Source organism: Parabacteroides sp. Y3-G-102, assembly GCF_023656845.1.
In the GTDB taxonomy this organism is placed as follows: Bacteria; Bacteroidota; Bacteroidia; order Bacteroidales; family Tannerellaceae; genus Parabacteroides; species Parabacteroides distasonis.
In genome coordinates, this window is the sequence record NZ_JAMOKU010000023.1 from 1 (window position 1) to 17814 (window position 17814).

The 17814-nt window shown below is 46.7% G+C and carries 15 protein-coding genes; 7 read left to right on the forward strand and 8 right to left on the reverse strand.

Annotation, left to right across the window (positions count from 1 at the left end):
- Nucleotides 1-94: 94 nt before the first annotated feature.
- Nucleotides 95-901: a TIM barrel protein gene (locus NBH16_RS12715; RefSeq protein ID WP_250788687.1), complete on the reverse strand. Its 807-nt coding sequence runs from the start codon at nt 899-901 to the stop codon at nt 95-97.
- Nucleotides 902-975: 74 nt separating this feature from the next.
- Here NBH16_RS12715 and NBH16_RS12720 point away from each other — a divergent pair, with 74 nt between their 5' ends.
- A complete protein-coding gene (locus NBH16_RS12720) occupies nt 976-2304 on the forward strand; it encodes an MATE family efflux transporter (protein WP_005868477.1) in 1329 nt (442 codons plus the stop codon).
- A gap of 70 nt (nt 2305-2374) precedes the next feature.
- On the forward strand, nt 2375-3655 hold the full coding sequence (locus NBH16_RS12725) for an O-acetylhomoserine aminocarboxypropyltransferase/cysteine synthase family protein (protein WP_008779363.1): 1281 nt from the start codon (nt 2375-2377) through the stop codon (nt 3653-3655).
- A gap of 81 nt (nt 3656-3736) precedes the next feature.
- On the opposite strand, the gene NBH16_RS12730 is transcribed toward NBH16_RS12725, so the two are convergent.
- The 3 genes from NBH16_RS12730 to fusA2 form a co-directional block, all read right to left on the reverse strand.
- Nucleotides 3737-4891 carry a glycosyltransferase family protein gene (locus tag NBH16_RS12730; protein WP_005868473.1) on the reverse strand — a complete coding sequence of 385 codons (1155 nt, stop codon included), beginning with the start codon at nt 4889-4891 and terminating at the stop codon, nt 3737-3739.
- Nucleotides 4888-5658 (reverse strand): UDP-2,3-diacylglucosamine diphosphatase, encoded by a 771-nt coding sequence (locus NBH16_RS12735; protein WP_250788688.1) that lies wholly within the window; start codon nt 5656-5658, stop codon nt 4888-4890. The genes NBH16_RS12730 and NBH16_RS12735 overlap by 4 nt, the downstream gene beginning before the upstream one ends.
- 159 nt (nt 5659-5817) lie before the next feature.
- Nucleotides 5818-7974 carry an elongation factor G2 gene (gene fusA2, locus NBH16_RS12740; RefSeq protein ID WP_005868471.1) on the reverse strand — a complete coding sequence of 719 codons (2157 nt, stop codon included), beginning with the start codon at nt 7972-7974 and terminating at the stop codon, nt 5818-5820.
- Between the two features lie 190 nt (nt 7975-8164).
- Here fusA2 and hemW point away from each other — a divergent pair, with 190 nt between their 5' ends.
- From hemW to NBH16_RS12755, 3 genes are all read left to right on the forward strand, one after another.
- The gene (gene hemW, locus NBH16_RS12745; RefSeq protein WP_005868470.1) at nt 8165-9292 is read left to right on the forward strand and encodes a radical SAM family heme chaperone HemW; all 1128 of its coding nucleotides are present in this window, start codon (nt 8165-8167) and stop codon (nt 9290-9292) included.
- 117 nt (nt 9293-9409) lie between these two features.
- Nucleotides 9410-10009, forward strand: coding sequence for an ATPase (locus NBH16_RS12750; RefSeq protein WP_005858862.1), 600 nt, complete (start codon nt 9410-9412; stop codon nt 10007-10009).
- Complete coding sequence (locus tag NBH16_RS12755; protein WP_005858864.1) at nt 10002-10169, forward strand: DUF8506 family protein; 168 nt, start codon at nt 10002-10004, stop codon at nt 10167-10169. The genes NBH16_RS12750 and NBH16_RS12755 overlap by 8 nt, the downstream gene beginning before the upstream one ends.
- Before the next feature lie 139 nt (nt 10170-10308).
- Here NBH16_RS12755 and NBH16_RS12760 read toward each other — a convergent pair whose 3' ends face one another.
- Genes NBH16_RS12760 through NBH16_RS12770 form a run of 3 tightly spaced genes read right to left on the reverse strand, consistent with a single transcriptional unit; the run spans nt 10309 to nt 14010 of the window.
- On the reverse strand, nt 10309-12468 hold the full coding sequence (locus NBH16_RS12760; protein ID WP_250788689.1) for a S46 family peptidase: 2160 nt from the start codon (nt 12466-12468) through the stop codon (nt 10309-10311).
- Nucleotides 12465-12938, reverse strand: a complete 474-nt coding sequence (locus NBH16_RS12765; protein ID WP_005858868.1) for a CYTH domain-containing protein — start codon at nt 12936-12938, stop codon at nt 12465-12467. The genes NBH16_RS12760 and NBH16_RS12765 overlap by 4 nt, the downstream gene beginning before the upstream one ends.
- Nucleotides 12928-14010, reverse strand: coding sequence for a DUF2027 domain-containing protein (locus NBH16_RS12770; protein ID WP_005868468.1), 1083 nt, complete (start codon nt 14008-14010; stop codon nt 12928-12930). The genes NBH16_RS12765 and NBH16_RS12770 overlap by 11 nt, the downstream gene beginning before the upstream one ends.
- 124 nt (nt 14011-14134) lie before the next feature.
- Here NBH16_RS12770 and NBH16_RS12775 point away from each other — a divergent pair, with 124 nt between their 5' ends.
- Entirely contained in the window at nt 14135-15349 is a 1215-nt protein-coding gene (locus tag NBH16_RS12775; RefSeq protein ID WP_044545984.1) for an S-adenosylmethionine:tRNA ribosyltransferase-isomerase, read from the forward strand.
- A gap of 60 nt (nt 15350-15409) precedes the next feature.
- The gene (porE, locus tag NBH16_RS12780; RefSeq protein ID WP_005868464.1) at nt 15410-17386 is read left to right on the forward strand and encodes a PorE family type IX secretion system protein; all 1977 of its coding nucleotides are present in this window, start codon (nt 15410-15412) and stop codon (nt 17384-17386) included.
- On the opposite strand, the gene NBH16_RS12785 is transcribed toward porE, so the two are convergent.
- Complete coding sequence (locus tag NBH16_RS12785) at nt 17378-17746, reverse strand: hypothetical protein (RefSeq protein WP_036618242.1); 369 nt, start codon at nt 17744-17746, stop codon at nt 17378-17380. The two genes, porE and NBH16_RS12785, sit on opposite strands and share 9 nt — an antisense overlap.
- Nucleotides 17747-17814 lie beyond the last annotated feature (68 nt).

A 17814-nucleotide genomic window follows, 5' to 3' on the forward strand; every position in this document is an offset into this window, starting at 1 on the left:
AGTCTTTTAATGCTAAAATTAAGGCGTTTAGAGCTGCTTTAAGAGGAGTAACGGATATAAAATTCTTTCTTTTCAGACTTACAAAGCTGTATGCTTAATCCCCCAGGTTTATCGGGTGAGCCGCTTTCTCCGCCACAGCGAATAAGGATTTGAAGTCTACGATTCCGGCGCCCATCTCCGTGCTGCCCTTTCCATCCGCGTTCGCGTCTTTCAAGTGCCAGTTGGCGAAACGACCGGGATAACGGTTCACGTAATCATGACATTTAAAACCGCCATACACTAATTGAGCCGTATCGATCTGGAAAGTAACCAGCCCTTTGTCCGTATTCTCGATCATCACGTCGAACGGGATCTTCCCTTCCAGCTCATGGAATTCATCCACATGGTTATGGAAAGCGAAACGCAACCCATTCGCCTTCGCAATCTCACCACATTTATTAAATTGATCCGCTAAACGCTTCACGTCCGAAAGGCTCTTGATATCTTTGGAGGGATAACCCGCCTGAACAATCCATTTACAGCCTACCTCTGCCGTATCGGCGGCATTCTTTTTCCAGAAGTCCCATCCCTTGGTATCACCCTCCGCCAGCAAACCGCTTCCGGTATGGGAACCTACCATACGGGCACCCAGATCCGCCAGATATTTCTTCATCTCGGCCGGGGATTTCCCGTAGAATTTGCCATCCCGGTAACCGGCGGCTTCCATCCGTTTATAACCGATATCCACCAAAGCCTTCATCGTACCGTCAAAATCCGTCTTCAAGTCGTCCCGGACACTATACAACTGTACACCTATCGCTTTCTCTTTTTTAGCCAAGATAGAGGCAAAGCCATTCGGTACTACACTCAGTGCAGCCACAGCGGCACCCGCTTTCAAAAAATTCCGTCTCGTTATCATCATACTATTCTTTAAGATTAACGTCGCTAAAGGTAGCAAAATTATTTCTACTTTCGCGCACATTTAAACAAACGATCATGCAAGGAACAAAAAATCTGACCGAAGGGGTCATCTCCCGGCAACTATTCAATCTGGCGATGCCGATCATGGGTACCTCATTTATCCAAATGGCCTATAGCATCACCGACATGGCTTGGGTAGGCCGATTGGGAAGCGAGGCCGTAGCCGCTATCGGCGCCGTTGGTATCCTTACTTGGATGACGAACTCGATCTCTTACTTGAATAAAGTAGGCTCGGAGGTGAGTGTCGGGCAAAGTATCGGGGCGCAAAACGTGGAAGATGCCCGAGGATTCGCTTCCCATAACCTAACGATCGCCTTGATCCTCTCGCTTTGTTGGGGATTCTTGCTATTCGTCCTCGCTCATCCGATTATCGGCTTCTACAAACTGGAGGAACCGATCGCGTTGAACGCCGTGGAATATTTGAGAATCGTCGCTTCCGCATTCCCATTTATCTTCCTCTCGGCGGCGTTTACCGGGATTCATAATGCGGCGGGATTGAGTAAGATTCCATTTTATATCAGCGGAACAGGTCTTTTACTGAATATGGTGCTAGATCCTTTATTTATACTCGGCTTCCATTTGGGCACGGCGGGCGCGGCTTGGGCTACGTGGATCTCCCAAGCGGTGGTTTGCGGACTATTCGTCTATCAGCTAAAATGCCGCAATAAATTGTTCGGGGGATTCCCTTTCTTTGTCCGTTTAAAGGAACGCTACACCAAGCGGATCTTCCAATTGGGCCTGCCGGTAGCGTTATTAAATACATTCTTCGCGATCATCAATCTTTTTATGGCTCGTACAGCTTCCACCTACGGAGGGCATATCGGTTTGATGACGCTTACGGCAGGCGGACAAATGGAGGCGATCGCATGGAACACCTCACAAGGCTTCAGTACGGCCCTCTCCGCTTTCACCGCCCAGAACTACGCCGCACGCAAGAAAGAACGTATCTTGACCGCTTATCATACGACGCTTAAAATGACTTCTATCATCGGTGTACTCTGCACGTTGTTATTCGTCTTTTACGGTAGCGAGGTCTTCTCGCTGATCGTGCCGGAGCAAGCCGCTTATGAGGCCGGTGGTATATTTCTCCGGATCGACGGATATTCGATGATCTTCATGATGCTGGAGATTACCACGCAAGGCATGTTCTACGGTACCGGCCGAACGGTTCCGCCGGCGATCATCAGCATCTCGTGTAACACCTTACGCATACCTTTGGCCATCGGGCTAGCGGCAGCGGGACTGGGTATTACGGGTGTTTGGTGGGCGATCAGCCTTTCCAGCATGCTAAAAGGTGTCGTCGCTTTCATTTGGTTCAGTATCTTACAGAAGAAGATCTTGTAAGCGGAACAATTCTTACCGATTTTCCGTACATTCGCGATTAAAATGACATTCAATTAAAAAAACAACCTATATGGATAACAAATTCAAACCGGAAACCCTGTGCGTACAGGCCGGTTGGCAACCCAAGAAAGGAGAACCCCGTGTCCTCCCGATCTATCAAAGCACGACATTCAAGTATGAGACGAGCGAGCAGATGGCTAAATTGTTCGATTTGGAGGAAAGCGGCTATTTCTATACCCGCCTTCAAAACCCGACAAACGAGGCTGTAGCCGCCAAGATCGCGGCGTTGGAAGGTGGCGTGGCCGCCATGCTGACCTCATCCGGACAGGCCGCTAGCTTTTTCGCTTTCTTCAATATTTGCGAGGCTGGCGATCATATCGTAAGCGCTACCAGCATTTATGGAGGTACTTATAATCTACTGGCCGTTACCTTGAAGAAGCTGGGAATCGAATGCACGTTCGTAGATCAAGATGCGAGTGAGGAAGAGATCTCCAAGGCTTTCCGCCCGAATACGAAGGCGATGTTCGGCGAGATGATCTCCAATCCGGGCGTTATGGTATTGGATGTGGAGAAGTTTGCCCGCATCGCCCATAATCATGGCGTACCCTTGATCGTCGATAATACGTTCGCCACGCCGATCAATTGCCGTCCGTTCGAATGGGGAGCGGATATCGTTACGCACTCCACGACTAAATATATGGATGGCCATGCCACGAGCGTGGGTGGTTGTATCGTGGATAGCGGCAATTTCGACTGGGAGGCGCATGCCGAGAAGTTCCCGGGACTTTGCCAACCGGACCCTTCTTACCACGGATTGACCTATACCAAGGCATTCGGGAAATTAGCGTTCATCACGAAAGCGACTAGCCAACTGATGCGTGACCTCGGAGCGATCCAATCCCCGCAAAACGCATTCCTATTGAATCTGGGATTGGAGACCTTGCATCTTCGTGTACCGCAGCATTGCAAAAACGCCTTGGCGGTAGCGCAGTGGCTACAGAAATGTGATAAGGTAGCTTGGGTTCATTATCCGGAATTGGAAGGCAATCCGTACCATGAACTCGCCAAGAAGTATCTACCGAATGGCTCTTGCGGTGTATTATCCTTCGGATTGAAAGGTGGACGTGAGGTGGCGATCAAGTTTATGGATAGCTTGAAACTCGCCGCTATCGTAACTCACGTAGCGGATGCCCGTACTTGCGTGCTTCACCCGGCCAGTCATACGCACCGCCAGTTGAGCGATGAGCAATTGATAGAGGCTGGCGTGGCTCCGGACTTGATCCGCTTCTCTGTAGGTATCGAGAACGCCGATGATATCATCGCCGATATTGAGCAAGCGCTGAATAAATAAGACATCTGTGCCATGCTGATGAAACGCTTGTGCCATCAGCATGGCACACCTGCATCTACAGCACGGTACTGCTATAAGTTCCTAGATAGGCAGGAATCTCCCCAGACGCGCCACCCAATTTGTCGTAATCCTCCCTAGGCTCGTTACCGGATGTTCCTCACGCAACAAATCCTCACGGAACTCACGAAGAATAAGCCAATCCGCCTGTTTCACCCAATGCCGGAAGACCGGATTCTCCACATGACTTTCCGAAATGGATAATAACACGTCCAGATCAAAACAATCAGCGACAACGCCTGCGCCAGACAAAGAGGCATCGTAAGCATTGCAAGCTTGCTCAATATGTGTAGGAACCATCAATACAGGTTTATTCAGATACATCGCCTCACATACGGATTCGAACCCGGCGGTCGTAGCATAAGCCTTCGCCCCCGACATATAACGTAGAAACAACGTATCATCCAGCTGATGGAAAGAAAGGCAATCGTCTATTTTCACCTCGGCTCGCTGATCTTTCTTATCCCAAAAGAAATGCATCGGAACCGAAGGATGACGGGAATGCCAAGAACGGATCTCCTCACTAAACCCGCTATTCAACAAATAACCATGTAAATAACTGCCGTTCGAGGGAACCGCATCCAAGACTTCTTGCCTTAATAAAGGAGGAACCACGACTATTCCTCCCAACGGCGCCTCACGCATCTTCCGAAAAGACAAGGCTAATTTTTTGACGGAACCTATCGCCGTTAATCTCGTAAAAAATCGTAGCGATGCCAACGACAATGTGCTCTGCTTCGGGAAAACGAAGTCCGGATGCAAGAATAGATATTGATGGGCGATACATACCATCGTCGCTTTCGGACGGAGAATCAAGTAAGTCAGCCCCGTCAATAGCTCGTAGAAATTCACGACAACATCCGCATCCGTCTGCCGAATCATCCGGTCGATATAACGGATACTTCCCATGTATTTATGCAGACGCAATACATTATATAATACGCTACGCATCAAACTCACTTGTTTATTCTTAGCCGTCGGTAAAAAATTCGGACTCTCAAACGGATATACCGGCGATTGTATCTTATTCAAGAAGAAATCCGGCAAACGGCGGGCCGGGCTTTTTCCTACCAACACACCAACGATCTCATGCCCTTCGGCCATCAATTTCTGGCGTAAGGATAACGCTTGGGTCAAGTGCCCACGTCCCTCACCTTGTATGATAAACAGAATTTTCATACGGCATTCGCATATAGTTGTACATTATTATATGTAACAATATCCCACTCTCCTTGTTCATCCTCCACGAGAGCGGTCATGCTTTCCACCCAATCGCCGGAATTTAGATAATGCACATTACCATACCATACGCTCGCCGCTTGATGAATATGGCCGCAAATAATCCCATCCAAATGCTTGGCCTCCGCTAAGCGTACCAGCTCTTTCTCAAACTCCGAGATATAAGAGACCGCACTTTTCACCCGGTGTTTCACCTCTTGGGATAAAGAGAAATAAGGTTTTCCTTGCCGCTCTCTACGATGATTGTAAACCTTATTCAACCACAATAAAAAAGTATATCCCACATCCCCGAGCATGGCAAGCCAACGCATATGGGTCGTAACCGTATCGAAAATATCGCCATGTGTCACGAAATAGCGTTTTCCTTGTCTCGTCTTCAGTAAATAATCCTTTACGATCGATATATTGGAGAACTTAAAAGGAGCCAAGCTATCGAGAAAATCATCATGGTTCCCCACTACATAGATAATCTCCGTACCCCTTTTCTCCATCATCTTCATCAATACCTTAAAGAAATCGGTATGCTTTTGTTTCCAGCGTTTACCGGATTTCTTCAATTGCCAGCCATCGATGATATCACCATTCAAAATCAATCGATCGCAATCTACGTGCTTGAGAAAACGGGTGACCTCCTCCGTCCGGGAATGTTCCGATCCCAAATGGATGTCAGAGAGGACAATAGTCGGATAGTACTTTCTTAATATCATCTTTTCCTTGTTTAAGATGATACAAAAGAACACTTTCGGTATTACAAGTTCACGACAACCTAATGAAAAAGACATAACAAAAAGGCCAGCTCTTCACAAAGCCGGCCTTTTCTCGTTTAACTTTAAATATTAAAAAATTATGATGACATTTTACTTTACCTATTCTTCTGATTGAGTAGCCTCGTAAGCCTTTAACAACTTCTCTTGTACATCGGCAGGAACTAACTCGTAACTAGCGAACTTCATCGTAAAGGAAGCACGTCCGCCCGTAATGGAGCTTAGTGAAGTAGAATAGTTAGACATCTCTTTCAAAGGAACTTTCGCCAATAGTTTCTCAAATCCCTTCTCGCTATTCATACCCATAATCAAGGCACGGCGTCCTTGCAAGTCACTCATCACATCTCCCAGATAATCAGCAGGAACGGAAACCTCGACATCGTAAACAGGCTCCAAGATCTTAGGGCCAGCCTCCTTGAAAGCGGTACTGAACGCATTGCGTCCGGCAAGCATGAAAGAGATTTCATTACTGTCTACCGGGTGCATCTTACCATCGTATACGCAAATACGCACATCGCGAGCATACGAACCCGTCAACGGCCCTTGCTCCATACGAGCCATGATACCTTTTAGGATAGCCGGCAAGAAACGAGCGTCGATAGCACCACCAACGATACAGTTTACGAACACGACTTTACCACCCCAATCCAAATCAATTATCTGAGTATCACGAACATTCATCTTATACTCCTGTCCGCCGAAACGGTAGGTATCCGGAGCAGGCATACCTTCATAATAAGGCTCGATAATCAAGTGAACTTCACCGAACTGGCCTGCGCCACCAGATTGTTTCTTATGGCGGTAATCCGCACGGGCCGCTTTCGTAATCGTCTCACGATACGGGATCTTCGGCTCCAGATATTCGATCGGCAATTTATCATTATTCTCGATTCTCCATTTCAATGTACGAAGATGGAACTCACCTTGACCGGAAACGATTGTCTGCTTCAATTCCTTGGACTGCTCGATTACCCATGTCGGGTCTTCCTCACGCATACGTATCAAGATTTCCATCATCTTCTCGGCGTCAGCCTCATTCACCGGCTTGATAGCACGACGATATTTCGGATCCGGATATTTAATGAAGTCGAAACGATAATCACAACCCTTTCCGTTCAATGTATTACCACGGCGAACATCCTTTAACTTAACGGTCGCTCCAATATCACCCGCCACCATTTCCGTAACCGGGGTACGAGTTTGTCCGGCTACCGCAAATAACTGTGCGATACGCTCCTTGGAACCACGATCGGCATTCATCAAATCGTCACCTTCTTTTACTTTTCCTGATATCACTTTAAAATAGGAAACCTGACCAATATGAGGTTCCACGGTAGTCTTGAAGAAGAACAAGCTAGTAGGACCATTCGAGTCCGGAGTCACCTCTACGCCTTCCGTAGTAATCAGACGAGGCATCTTGTCGGTACAAGGAACCACGTTACCCAAGAACTCCAACGTACGACGAACACACATATCACGACCGGCACATACGCAGAATACCGGGAACATACCGCGAGTAACCAAGCCCGCACGGATACCGGCACGCATATCATCCTCGCTCAAGGCACCTTCCTCAAAGAATTTCTCCATCAAAGTATCATCGTTCTCAGCGGCGGCTTCCACCAAGGCTTGATGCAACTCCATCGCCTTATCCATTTCCTCGGCGGGGATTTCCAATACATCAGGAACTCCACCTTCCGGTTTCCAACGATACATCTTCATTTTTAATACATCCACCACGGCATTGAAAGAAGAGCCGCAGCTAATCGGATATTGGATCGGAACGATCTTACTGCCCCAACGGTCTTTCAACTGGGCGATAGTTCCCTCATAGTCGGCTTTATCATTATCAAGCTGATTGACAACGAAAATCACCGGTTTATGAAATTGTTCAGTATACCGGAACTGGTTAATGGTTCCAACCTCAACACCGTACTGGGCATTCAATACCATCAGTGCCGTATCCGTGACATTCAGAGCGGAAACAGCTCCTCCAACGAAATCATCCGAACCCGGACAATCGATGAAATTCAGCTTCCGATCCTGCCACTCAACACTGAAAACGGTTGAGAAAACTGAGTATCCATACTCTTTCTCAACCGGGAAATAATCGGACACCGTATTTCCTGCCTCAACGGAGCCGCGACGTTTTATAACTCCACCCTCGTAAAGCATAGCTTCAGCGAGAGTGGTTTTCCCAGAGCCCGAACTTCCCAAGATAGAGATGTTCTTAATTTCATTTGTTTGGTATACTTTCATGATATCAGGATTTATTTGAGTTTAACAATACGTTTATTTGGCGTGAATCACTTTCACGAGGGCGCAAATTAGAGATTGTAAAGGAAAAAAGCAATTATCGCCCGGTGTTTGAGAACTATGTTGTGCAGCAGCAAGGTTTTTTGAAATTTAAATTATATCTTTGTGTAAAGATATAATTGTGTCCATACAGATGGCAGGTTTATACATCCACGTTCCTTTTTGCGCCAAGCGGTGTTTATACTGTGACTTTTTTTCCAATACGGAGATGAAGTATAAAGAGCCGTATATAAACGCACTTATAAAAGAGATGGAATTGCGGAAGGGATATATAGGAAACGAAGCATTAGAAACCATTTACTTCGGGGGCGGTACTCCTTCCCAATTAGACGAGAAGGATTTTGGCAAGATATTCGAGGCCATCTATCGTCATTTTGATGTAGCCGAGCAAATGGAGATTACCTTAGAGGCGAATCCGGATGACATGAAACGAGAATATGTATCGCTTCTCCGTAATTATCCTTTTAATCGGGTCAGTATGGGTGTACAGAGTTTTCATCCGGAAGATTTGCGTTTTCTGAATCGTCGCCATGACCGGGAACAAGCGATTAAAGCAGTAGAACTATGCAAGGAATATGGGATTACAAATATCAGTATCGATTTGATCTACGGACTCCCCAACCAAACGCAGCAAGCATGGGAAGAGAATTTGCGACAAGCGATCCGGTTGGATGTTCCCCATCTTTCCGCCTACCACCTCATTTACGAGGAAGGTACCGCACTTTACAAATTGCTGGAAGCGGGAAAAGTGACCCCCATAAACGAGGAGTTAAGCGTCTCGTTCTTTTCCACATTAATAGATCGGTTGGCAGAAGCAGGCTATTTGCATTACGAGATATCTAATTTCGCCCGTCCCGGGTTCTTCTCCAAGCACAATAGCTCCTACTGGACCGGAAAGAAATATCTAGGCCTCGGTCCTTCCGCCCATTCTTATAACGGGATAGACCGGGAATGGAATCCATCTTCTCTACCTATATATATAGACGGTATAGAAAATGGGCATCCGACAATAGAATCCGAGGATTTAGACCTATGCACCCGGTACAACGACTTCATCATCACCGGCCTTCGAACCATGTGGGGAGTCTCTTTCGCTGATATCCAGACAAAATTTGGCAGGAAGCTCCTTTCTTATTGTCAAAAGCAAGCTCAACCCCATATCAACCAAGGTCTCTTATTACAAACCGGTGACAAATTGATTTTATCCAAGTCAGGAATCTTCGTTTCCGACGGAATCATGAGTGATCTACTTTGGGTATAAAAATTAACAAAACCACCACTTTCTCCAACAAACCTGTTAGTTAAAAGTACATTTCCTGCACATTTTCACGATTTTTGAGAAATAAAACGACGCATATTAAAAAACTATTACATATATTTGCAGCATCAAAAACAGCAAACAGTGCCATATTTGTATATAATATCAGGTTGCAACGGAGCAGGAAAAACAACAGCTTCCTTCACGATTTTACCAGAAATGCTAAAATGTAGGGAGTTTGTTAACTCAGACGAGATAGCCAAGGGACTTTCCCCTTTTAATGCAGACAGTATAGCCGTCGCCGTTGAAGCTAGTCGTATTATGTATAAGCGGATAAAGGAACTCATCGGTGCTGGTGAGACTTTCGCAATGGAAACTACGCTGGCCACCCGTTCAGTCGCAAACTTGATACGGGAAGCACAAAGGGAAGGTTATTATGTTACATTGCTTTACTTCTGGCTAAATACGCCGGATCTAGCCGTGGAACGTGTGAAAATGAGGGTAGCCGCCGGAGGTCACAATATTCCGGAAGCAACGATACGACGTCGGTATGAGGCCGGTATCCACAATTTATTTGAGCTATACCTTCCTATTAGTGACTATTGGATGATAACTGATAATTCGATGTCTCCCATGGAAGTGATCGCCAAGGGATTCAAGAATGATAAAAGGGAAGTGTATAATCTAGATATTTTTACAAAACTTGAACATCATGAATGAGCAAGAAGTTAGAGAATTCGAAGAGAATATAGTAAAAGGTGCAAATATAGCTTTTCAGCGTTTGGTGAATCAGAAGAAGAAGGAAGACGGAGAGTTGGTATTCTCTCGTAACGGTCATATCTTCAGAGTCAAAGCTGTTGATCTTGACAAGATTTATTAAGTTATAGATATACATATACAAAAAGAGGAGACGTATCTTTCAGGGATATGTCTCCTCTTTTTGGCTTTATAGAAAAAGTAAGTTAACTTCGTGGGCGAAGTATGTTAACATACTTCGCCCACGAAGTTAACTTACTTCTCTATCTTGAGAATTCCATCTCGTTCAATAAATAACCGGCTCCGGCATATTTATCGATTACGAATAGGACATAACGGATATCTACGATAATACTGCGTTGATAATCGGGCAGATATTGGATATCCCCTCCTACTCCTTCCCAGTTACGGTCGAAATTGATACCGATTAACTCTCCTTGTCCATTCAATACCGGACTACCGGAGTTCCCTCCCGTTGTATGGGTCGTAGCACAGAAGGCAACCGGCATTTTACCGTTAGGCATCTTATAAGGGCCAAAGTCTCCTGCTTGATATAATTCCTTCAAACGAGCAGAAACCACAAATTCCCAATTCGTAGAATCCTCCTTCTCCATGACGCCGTCTAAAGTGGTTTGATGACCATAATAATCGCAATCACGAGGACTGTAACCTTTCACCTGCCCATAAGTCAGACGAAGCGTAGAGTTCGCGTCCGGAAAACTAGCCAAGTCTCCATACATCGCTAAAAGTCCTTTCACATACGCACGATGGGCGATCGCATATCCGGCATCAAAATCAGCCAAAGCCTTATCTAACGCCTTTTTCTCATCCTTTACGGATTGCGCAAACAGAATCATAGGATCTTCTCTCAAAGTTTTGACAGACGGATGCTCCTTGAACGCATTAAAGTTCTTCTCGCTACCATAGATCGATTTATCAAACAGATAATCTACGAATTTATCCACATCCCCCTTAAACTTGCTATCGATTACGGATAAATAAGCCGGCTGCGACTTCGGAGCGACCAAACGCCTATATTCCTTTAACATGACTTTCGCTATCTTCTTATCAACCATCGGCGCATAATCCTTATCAGCGAAACGGTGGAAAGCCCTCTCCAATTGAGTGACCTGTTTTTGCTGCTCGGAACGATCTTTCCCCTCCAAAGCCTCACAAACAGTCTCGATATCGGTCGGAACTTTGGAGAACTCGATGCCACGGCTCAATGCCTCATCCAACATCCAACTACGGAAACGCAAATCCTTACGATCATTAACGATCTGCTCCAATGTCAGAAGCGCTTCCGGATAAGCAGGCTCACACATCTTCTTCGACCAAGCGATCAAACGATTCTGCTCATCGTTTTTCACCTGCTCAAAATTACGTTTGTTGATCGCCCAGTTACTACCGATCGCATTCTTATAAGCGTTCGTAGAACCCGCATACTTACTAGCGTATTGAATCCGGACTTGCGGATCTTTCAGCATTTCTTCCAGCATCGCCTCTTGACGGAGATTACGGATATTGATACGTACCGCATTATCTATATCCCGACGTTCGGCTACCTCCCATGAGGTATAGTATTTATTGGTACGACCGGGGAAACCCATGATCATGGCATAATCGTTCTCCTCCACACCTTTTAAAGAAAGCTTTAGCCAACGTTTCGGACGAAGCGGGACATTGGTTTCCGAATAAGGTGCCGGATTTCCGTTCGCGTCGGCATACACACGGAAAAGAGAGAAGTCTCCGGTATGACGAGGCCACATCCAGTTATCCGTATCCGCCCCGAACTTACCGATAGAGGAAGGGGGAGCACCGACTAAACGGACATCCGAATAGACCTTCTTGGTAAACATATAGTACTTATTACCTCCATAAAAAGCCTTGATCTCGACTTCCGTACCGGGGTTATCCTGTAAGAACTTCTCACCTACTTTCGCTTTAGCGAGGCCATTCAAGTACTTAGCGGACAAGAATTCCATGCTGTTCGGATCCGTGATCTTTTTCAGTTCCGTCCTCACATAATCCGTCACGTCGTCGATCTTATCGATAAAAGTAACCGTCAATCCCGGATTCGGAAGCTCCTTATCACGAGACATCGCCCAAAAGCCGTCCGTCAGATAATCATGTTCCAAGGTACTATGCCGTTGGATGCTACTATAACCACAATGATGATTCGTCAGCACCAACCCGTCCGGAGAGATCATCTCGCCCGTACAACCACCGCCAAAACGAACCACGGCGTCTTTCAAGGAAGGAGCCTCGGCGCTATACACTTCCTGATCGCTTAATCGCAGACCAAGGGCCTGCATCTCCGCAAACTTTTGTTGCTTCAATAAAGGGAGCAGCCACATGCCCTCATCGGCCAAGACCGGAAACGCCAATATAGCGGCCGCTACAGATAAAAAGAGTTTCTTCATGTATTTGAACTATTAAAAGGATGTTTTGTCAACATTGAATTATAATAACGGCGATCTCCACTTACCTCCTTACCCAGCCAAGCCGGTTTCTCAAAAGGCTCGTCCTCAGACGATAACTCGATCTCCGCAAGGATCAACCCTTCATTCGCTCCGTGGAAAACATCGACTTCCCACGTATGGCTGCCTCTGGGAACCAGATAACGAACCTTGTCGATCGCACCCGGCTCGCAAAGCTCCAACAACCGCTCGGCATCCACCAGAGGAATCTTTTGCTCAAACTCATAACGGCTCAAGCCTTTCTCATCCGAAGCGCCTTTGATCGTTAGAAATCCCTCTTCTCCCCGGATACGAATACGAACCGTACGTCCGGGCTGTGAGCAAATATATCCCTGCACGATACGGGTGGAGCTAACAGCCTCCGGTAAGAAATCACCGGAGACCAAGAATTTCCGTTCTATCTCAATGGCCATGTTGCGAGGTATCAGCCTTAATCGTTACCATCGTCGCACCAAAACCATATTCGCGGAAAGAAGCATCTTGAAAATAATGTTGTTTATAACGGGTCTTCAAATCCTTCTCGATCGCCTTACGCAGCACGCCATCGCCTTTTCCATGGATAAAGACAATCTTCTGTCCGTTATTAAGAGCGTACTGATCCATCACCTCACGGAATTTTCCCAACTGGTACGTCAGCATATCCGCATTGCTCAATCCATTCGTATTATCCAACAATTCGGTTATATGCAAATCGATCTCAAGGATAGCGCTATTCGTCGGCTTCTTTTTCACGATTTGCCGGGGAACCCTACGTTCCTCACGAACCTTTTGCTGCATAGCTTCCTTCAACTCTGCCGCAGAGACCAATAGTTCTCTCTCGGGCAAGTCATTGCGGATAATCGGATAAATCAAGGCATCCTCCTCAAAGAAATCATTCTCCATAAAGCAGTGAAGCTTGTAGAACTTAACCGTATCCAAGCGCAACTCTACAGATACGGCGTTTTTCAACGAATAGGGTTTATCTTTCTTGAAAGCGATCAGTTGCACGCAGATCCTTTCCAGATCATTCAACTCCGGCTTACCGAACTCCTCTAGGAATATTTTCGTATTCGGCTCGATAATCCCGTTATAACGGCTTGTCCAGCTATTATTCGTCCGGTTCATATAATTGAAGAACAAATAGTAATTGCTATCATTCACGAAATACGTCTCATAGCCGCATTGCTGGAACGCCTTCGGATCGACCGGGAGATAAGCCAGATACACATTCAGACGCTCTCCCTCCGGTGTCTCCTCGACCTTTTCCTCTTTGGGTTCAGGCTTCTTTGGGGAAGGAGTCTCTACCGGAGCCTGTACTTTCGGGCGATTCGAGCTATGCACTTGCATATCATTGCCCCCAACCACGACACATTCCTTGATCAAGGCAGGAACCTCAAACCCATCCTCATCCTCAACCAACACTTGGTCCTTTCCACGGAATCCACGTACGACTCCACCTCCCACACTATTCAGGAAGCGAACTTTATCACCTATTTGAATACTCATATTCTATACCTTATTATATTATGCGCACAAAATTAGGGAATAATCCGCGAATCCGAAACCTATTTACTACTTTTGCACCCGGAATCCGTACAAACGGATGTTTTTTAACAGGACAGAAGAAGTAATGAAGACGCAAGAAATACGTATTGAAGATTATAACTATTCGTTACCGGACGAACGAATCGCGAAGTTCCCATTGCCTAAAAGGGACGAGTCCAAACTTTTACTCTACCGTAACGGGGAAATAAGCGAAAGTATCTTTAAGCATATCACGGATTATCTTCCCCAGAACACCTTGATGGTATTCAATAATACCCGGGTCATACAAGCCCGCCTACTTTTCCAGAAAGAGACCGGCGCACGCATCGAGATTTTCTGTTTGGAGCCCATCGAGCCTCATGATTACGCTTTGATTTTTCAAGAGACCCGACGCTGTAGCTGGACTTGCTTGGTTGGCAACCTTAAGAAATGGAAAGAAGGCACTTTATCCAAAACGATCTTCATTAAGGATGAACCGGTCGTGCTGACAGCGGATAAGAAAAAGTCTCATGGTGACACACATTTGATCGAATTCACTTGGGATAATGAAGCTTATACGTTCGCCGATATTTTGGATGCCGCCGGGGTCTTGCCGATTCCTCCTTATTTGCACAGGGAAACAGAGAAGAGCGACCTACAGACCTATCAAACGGTTTATTCTAAGATAAAAGGCTCCGTCGCCGCACCGACCGCCGGACTTCATTTCACTCCGGAAGTACTTGCCGATATAGATGCTCGGGGCATCGGGCGGGAAGAAGTCACCTTGCATGTCGGAGCGGGTACCTTTAAACCGGTAAAAAGCGACACGATCGAAGGTCACGAGATGCACACGGAATTTATCTCCGTCCGACGCAGTTCCATCGAACGTATCAAAAGCAACCTTGGAAATATCATCGCCGTAGGAACGACTTCCGTACGGACCTTGGAAAGTCTCTATTACATGGGCGTGATCCTAGATAATAACCCCGAAGCGACTTCCGAAGATCTCGTCGTAAAACAATGGATGCCTTACGAGATGAATAACAACCGGCTGACAGCGGAGCGTTCCCTTCAAAACATCCTCGATTATCTGGATAAGCATGATGCGGATACGCTGGTAACGGCTACGCAAATCATCATCGCCCCGGGCTATGAGTTCAAGATCGTAAAAGGAATCGTCACCAACTTCCACCAGCCCAAAAGCACCTTGCTCTTGCTGATCTCCGCTTTCGTAAAAGGAAACTGGAAATCCATCTATGAGTATGCCTTAGAGCACGATTTCAGGTTCCTGAGTTATGGGGATAGTTCCTTGTTATTGTAACAGACATACAATAAGATCCCATACAATTCGTTATATTTGCACGAATATATTCCAGATTGAATGAAAGCGCATTTTACTATATATATTTTATTTTTGCTTATCGTATCTTCCTTGTATTCCTGCAAATCGGCGAAGTTGAGCGATGCCGAGGAGAAGCAGCGTATCGGGGAATACTATGAGGCAGCCGCCATTTATCGTAAGGTTTACACGAAAACATCCCCGAAGAAAAGGGATTTGCGCGGCTATATCGCTTACCGTATGGCCGAATGTAACCGGTTGATCAATAATACGGCGAAAGCGACTAGCGCCTATATGAACGCCATCCGCTATGATTACCCCGATAGTACCGTCTACCTACGCATGGGACAGATGCTGCAGAAGACCGGACGTTATCCGGAGGCGATCAAGAACTACGATATCTACATGGAGAACGATCCTAGCAATTTATTAGCCATCAACGGCATACAAGGATGCGAGTTAGCTCCCGGATGGAAAAAGAACCCTACCCGCTACGAGGTAAGACGCATGGATAAATTCAATTCCCGCCGGGGAGAATTCAGTCCGATGCTGGCCGGAGATAAATACGACCAACTATACTTCGCTTCTTCCCGCTCGAAAGACAAAGACGCGAAAGTCAGCGCCATCACCGGGCAAAATAACAATAACCTCTTCCTTGTCAAGCAAGACGAGAAAGGGGCTTGGCTAGCTCCCGTAGAGCTCGAAGACGAGGTGAATACGGAATACGACGAAGGAACCCCCTCTTTCTCCCCCGATGGAAACACGATGTATTATACCTATTGCGCCCAAGATCCGGAAGGCCCTCGTACCGCCGAGATTTACATATCTACCCGAAGCAGCGCCAAATGGGGAAAAGGAACCCGTGCGACGATCGTAAAAGACTCGGTTACCGCCCTCGGTCATCCTTCCATCTCGCCGGACGGCAAATACTTGTATTTCGTATCCGACGCCGTGGGCGGTTTCGGTGGCAAGGATATTTTCCGTGCCCGGGTAGCGGGAAACGATTTCGGCCCGATGGAGAACCTAGGAGAAGAGATCAACACCCCGGGAGACGAGATGTTCCCGTATGTCCGGGATTCCGTCACCCTTTATTTCGCGTCCAACGGACATCCGGGAATGGGCGGCCTCGATCTGTTCAAGGCCACGCAAGACAGTACAGGGAAGTGGAAGGTCGAGAACCTAGGCGCTCCCATCAACTCTATGGCAGACGATTTCGGTATCACCTTCGCCGGAAAAGAGGAACGGGGCTTCTTCTGCTCCAACCGCAACGACGCACGGGGCTATGACCATATATATTCCTTTGAACGGCCTACGATCACCATCTTCATCGAAGGAATCGTAAACGATGTCGATGAATATCCGATCGAGGACGCTACCGTACGCATCGTCGGAAAAGACGGACTGAACGTGAAAGTCCCGGTCAAGAAAGACGGTACCTATCGTGTCGAGTTGGAACGGGACATCCGTTATGTCATGATGGCCAGCGCCCGTGGTTACCTCAACCAGAATTACGAGTTGCATACCGGCCCCGAGGAGAAAAACGAGACGTATATCGTGGATTTCTTTCTCTCTCCGATCAGCAAGCCGGTTGTTATCGATAACATTTTCTACGATTTCGATAAAGCGACCCTTCGTCCGGAATCCAAGAAAGCTTTGGACGAGATGATCAAGATGCTGAACGATAACCCGAACGTAACGATCGAACTGGGTGCCCACACGGACCGGAAAGGTACGGACCAGTATAACGAGCGTTTGGCTCAACGCCGTGCGCAATCGGTCGTGGATTACCTAATAGCGGGAGGTATCGAGGCGGCTCGTCTGGAAGCGAAAGGATATGGAGAAAGCGTTCCCAAGACGATCAATAAGAAGATGGCTAAACAATTCGATTTCTTGAAAGAAGGCGATGTGCTTACCGAGGAATTCATCCTTGCCCTGCCGCCGGAACAGCAAGAGATCGCCGACCAGATCAACCGCAGAACGGAATTCAAGGTCTTACGTACAAACTATAACTTATTTTGAGGGAGCAAAGAGCGTGATCTCCTTAAAAGAGACCGGCCAATCGATCGCACTCATCAGCACATCGAAGGACAGGCGTTGCTGATAAGAGACCGAGGACTCCCTTGAATACAAGTCATGAGCTACCAAACCGATCATCATCTTAACCTTATAATGCAATTCCTTGGATAGTACCAAGCAGGCAAGTACACTCAAATCTCTCGCTTCTTCCCAATCCCGATCCGCAAAACACATCTCCTTTTGAAGTGCCGGATAATGACGAGTCCGCATGATCAGATCCGGATCACGGACCTCACACGCACCTTCCACTACATCCAATAATATACGACAGACAGCCAAACGTTGCTTTTTAATTACCTCCATATACGTTTCCCTCAAACCGGACCGTTCACCTTGTTCGGTATTTCTATATGCTACAAAAAAGAAGCGTG